At 67.8% G+C, this 3,302-nt stretch carries 7 protein-coding genes and 1 pseudogene; 2 read left to right on the plus strand and 6 right to left on the minus strand.

Annotated elements, in window-relative coordinates:
• Nucleotides 1-66: 66 nt before the first annotated feature.
• Together VIU94_RS41740 and VIU94_RS41745 are read left to right on the plus strand one after the other, a co-directional pair.
• On the plus strand, nucleotides 67-318 hold the full coding sequence (locus tag VIU94_RS41740; protein ID WP_331920418.1) for a GntR family transcriptional regulator: 252 nt from the start codon (nucleotides 67-69) through the stop codon (nucleotides 316-318).
• Between the two features lie 9 nt (nucleotides 319-327).
• On the plus strand, nucleotides 328-492 hold the full coding sequence (locus tag VIU94_RS41745; protein WP_331920420.1) for a hypothetical protein: 165 nt from the start codon (nucleotides 328-330) through the stop codon (nucleotides 490-492).
• 12 nt (nucleotides 493-504) lie between these two features.
• Here the strand turns inward: VIU94_RS41745 and VIU94_RS41750 are convergent, their stop codons facing one another.
• From VIU94_RS41750 to VIU94_RS41775, 6 genes and pseudogenes are all read right to left on the minus strand, one after another.
• Nucleotides 505-738 (minus strand): hypothetical protein, encoded by a 234-nt coding sequence (locus VIU94_RS41750; protein WP_331920422.1) that lies wholly within the window; start codon nucleotides 736-738, stop codon nucleotides 505-507.
• 263 nt (nucleotides 739-1,001) lie between these two features.
• On the minus strand, nucleotides 1,002-1,475 hold the full coding sequence (locus VIU94_RS41755) for an endonuclease domain-containing protein (protein ID WP_331920424.1): 474 nt from the start codon (nucleotides 1,473-1,475) through the stop codon (nucleotides 1,002-1,004).
• A complete protein-coding gene (locus VIU94_RS41760; RefSeq protein ID WP_331920426.1) occupies nucleotides 1,472-2,206 on the minus strand; it encodes a recombinase family protein in 735 nt (244 codons plus the stop codon). The genes VIU94_RS41755 and VIU94_RS41760 overlap by 4 nt, the downstream gene beginning before the upstream one ends.
• A 77-nt stretch (nucleotides 2,207-2,283) precedes the next feature.
• Nucleotides 2,284-2,589, minus strand: a complete 306-nt coding sequence (locus VIU94_RS41765; protein WP_331920428.1) for a hypothetical protein — start codon at nucleotides 2,587-2,589, stop codon at nucleotides 2,284-2,286.
• A 106-nt stretch (nucleotides 2,590-2,695) separates the two neighbouring features.
• Nucleotides 2,696-3,028, minus strand: coding sequence for a hypothetical protein (locus VIU94_RS41770; protein WP_331920430.1), 333 nt, complete (start codon nucleotides 3,026-3,028; stop codon nucleotides 2,696-2,698).
• Nucleotides 3,018-3,302, minus strand: a pseudogene (locus VIU94_RS41775) (hypothetical protein); the annotation flags it as partial. The pseudogene VIU94_RS41775 and the gene VIU94_RS41770, both read right to left, overlap by 11 nt.

Genomic DNA, 3,302 nt, shown 5'->3' on the forward strand with positions numbered 1-3,302 from the left:
CGTGCTACAGCATGCTAGGTATGCCATATCTCGCCTGATGTGGTGTGGCGTGTCAGCGTGGCAGGCATGATCGAGTTTGCCCCTGACCAGCCACGATGGCGGCAGGTAGCCGAGGTGGTCCGGCAGCGGATCGCCGACGGAGCCTACCCGCCGCGGTCTCGGGTACCGAGCGTGCTCCAGTTGCAGGCGGAGTTCGGAATCGCGACGGCCACCGGGCAGAAGGTCCACCGGGCGCTACGCGAGGAAGGCCTCATCTACACGGAGCCCGGCCTCGGCAGCTTCGTCGCGGACCGGCCGGCTGACACTCCTTCCCCGTAGCCTTGCCTCATGACTGGGGTGGGGCGGACGCCAGAGCAGATCAACCGTGAGATCCGTGCGCTGTGGCCGCCGGGTGCGGTCGAGCCGACGTGCCGGAAGGCGTATCAGCGGCTGCTGGTGGAGTGGGCTGCGGCGATGCGCGCCGAGCAGGAGCAGCAGCAGCTAGCGGCGTAGGATCCCGACAGGTTAGGCGTACTGGCGGACCAGGGCGAAGTGTTCCCAGCAGAGGTCGAGCCAGCGGTTCCCTGCTTCCGGAATGGCGGCAACGAGTGCGGTGGTTGCGGGCTGGCCGCAGTAGAGGCATGTGTGCGCCTCGCTCTGGCGGCGGCGTTCGATGTCCTCGCCGTCCACGATTCCGGGAGCAGCGGGCAGCAGTGACGGCTCGGCCTTGAGCAGTTGCAGTGCGCCCTGTACGTCCACGGGTCCTCCGGGTTCCGTCCCGCCTGTCGGTCGCTGTCCCCGTAGGGCCGACAGGCGGGTCCGGGTAGCAGTGTCCTCAGCAATCAACTGATGTGACCCGCCCAGTGTCTCAGGCGGCGCTGACAGTCGGGGTGTAGTGCCGGGGTACCACTCCGGCCCCCTGCCCTCACTCCCCGAGTGTTCTCCCCGTGAAGGGGGTCAAGCCGGGGTCTCTCCCCGGACCCGGCAACGGGCGGTACGCCAGCGCTCGGCGTGGTCTCTACTCACAGTCCGATGTCCTCGCTGGCGGCGTCGGTCCACTTGTCGGCTTCGCGGGTCTGCGCCTCAGCTTCCCGCCCGGTGACCGGGTCGAGGTACGGGATTGCAAGGCCAAGGATTGCCGCGGGTGGACGATGCCTGTACCGCTCGAAGATGGTGCCAGGTTCGTGGTGAGTCCCCTCGGCTGTGTTGCAGGACTGGCAGAGCCAACCTCGGACCAGGCCTGTGCGGTGGTCGTGGTCACAGACCAAGTCCCTGACCTTGCCACAGATCGCGCAGCGCCCGTCCTGCCACGCCGCGAGAACTACGGTGCCGTCGCCGCCGATGCGAGCGTCTGCGGCGCGTTCCATAGCCCAAAGGATCTGCGCCTGCTCGGGAGTGCACCCATTGCGCTCCATCTTCGCCATGAACTTCTGGGACGCTGCGCTGTCCGAAGGGAGTTCGGCGGGCCAGTACCAGCAGACCGGATCGGCAGTCACTGAGTCACCTGCCTGTCGGCCTCGTGCTCGCGGAGGGCTTGGGAGATGGCGCCGATGCTGGGGTTCTTGCCCTTGTTCTTGCCTTCGGCGATGCGCAGGTGGGGCTGGATCTGCCGGATGGTGAAGCCCTTCTCCCGCAGGGCTGCGGCTTGGATCGTCAGCGCTTCGGTCATGACGGGCTTCCGGCCGCCGACGCGGCCACGCTTGCGTGCCGCCTCCAGCCCATCCTTCGTCTTCTTCACGATGTCCCGGCGCCGGTCCTCGGCGAGGGCGAGGGCCAGGTCGAGAATGAGGGACCTCTCCCTGTGCTCGCCGGCCGCGATGCCTTCCAGCACCTTGACGGCGACGCCCCGTTCGAAGAGGTCGTTCAGGACGATGAGCCCTTCGAGGAGGTTGCGGCCGAGGCGGTCGACCTCCTGGACGCAGAGCATGTCGCCCTCGCGCACGTACTCGATGGCGGCGAGGAGGCCGGGGCGCTCGTCGGCTCGGAGCTTGCCGCTCATCTTCTCTTCGAAGACCTTGATGCAGATCGGCCCGAGGGCGTCGTGCTGTCGCTGGGTGTTCTGCTTGTCGGTGCTGACTCGGACGAGGCCGACTAGTGCCATCCAACTCCCCTTCTGTTCAGGAAACGTAGTGACTACCTTCCTGAACACTACCAGATAGATGAACGAGTTTCTGAACAACTCGACCTGTGGAATCGGGAGTTCGGACCGGTCCGCGTTCAGGTTCACGTTCCGACCGATTGATGAACAGCCCTAGCGCAGCAGAATGCCCCGCCGCCCGAAGGCAGCGGGGCACGGAGCAAGCCTCAGCCGCGGCTCTCGAGCCCTCGGCGGTTCGCCTCGCTCAGACCGTCCATGTACGCGTCGAGGTACTCGCTCTCCGTCAGAGACTCGCAGCCCGCGGGCCGTGGTTCCGACGGCACCTCGCCGGTCTCTGCGAGCGCCCGCTCGACGACAGCGTCCACGCACCCCTTCACCGCTTCTTCCCTCGACAGTGACGGAGACGCGGTGACGGTGACCGTCGGGGCCGGCTTGGGATCGTCACCGGGGCCGGAGCAGGCGGTGAGTGCGGTGAGCAGCAGGGCGGCGGCTGCGATTGGGCGTCTGTGCATGGATCCCCCAAGGGCGTGATGTTGGGGTGCATCATGCAGCGCAGCCGGCAGCCGCGGGGCCGTCGTGACCAGAACGTCGCCCGACCGGGTCACAGACCTCGCGTCGTCACACGTCGATGTGGTCGAGGTACGGCCGGGCCCGCACCGGAATGGGGCGGGGCGCCGGCGGCTCGAGTCCCGCCTTGCGGATGTAGCCGACGAGGCTGTGCCGGTCAGTCACAAGCCAGCTGATCGCTGCGCCCTGCCCCGTGATCTGGTCCTGCTGCTTCGCGGCGTCCACCTCGAGCTTGACGATCCGCTCGTTCAGGGCGTCCTTGATCGTGGTGAAGTCGTCGCGCTTCTCCTGCCGCGGGGTCCTTCGTGCGGCTCGGGCCGCCCACACGCCACAGACGCCGGTCACTGCCGACACGCCTATCGAGGCCCAAGTCTCAGGACTCATAGGGAGGCTCCGCTCTCTTGGGCCGCGGCGGTTCCCGCCATCCGGCCACTACTACGACCGGGAGTGTGAGCGCGCCGTAGACCGCTGCCGCTATCCACCCCCTGGGGAAGACGCCGAGGGGCCACCAGCTGAGGAGGTAGCCGAGCATCCACGGCAGAACGATGAGGACGAGGGCGACGAAGCCCGGGGCGTCGCGTCCCTGTGGCAGGAACGCGGCGCTGGCGGCGACGAGGCCGGCGGCGACCCAGCACCAGCCCCATGCCTGCAACGGCAT

This window comes from Streptomyces sp. (genome assembly GCF_036566765.1).
GTDB lineage: Bacteria > Actinomycetota > Actinomycetes > Streptomycetales > Streptomycetaceae > Streptomyces.

Bases quoted from the DNA above. Each gene is read 5' to 3' on its own strand.
- VIU94_RS41740 (WP_331920418.1), top strand. From the start codon at position 67: ATGATCGAGTTTGCCCCTGACCAGCCACGATGGCGGCAGGTAGCCGAG.
- VIU94_RS41745 (WP_331920420.1), top strand. From the start codon at position 328: ATGACTGGGGTGGGGCGGACGCCAGAGCAGATCAACCGTGAGATCCGT.
- VIU94_RS41765 (WP_331920428.1), bottom strand. From the start codon at position 2,589: ATGCACAGACGCCCAATCGCAGCCGCCGCCCTGCTGCTCACCGCACTC.
- VIU94_RS41770 (WP_331920430.1), bottom strand. From the start codon at position 3,028: ATGAGTCCTGAGACTTGGGCCTCGATAGGCGTGTCGGCAGTGACCGGC.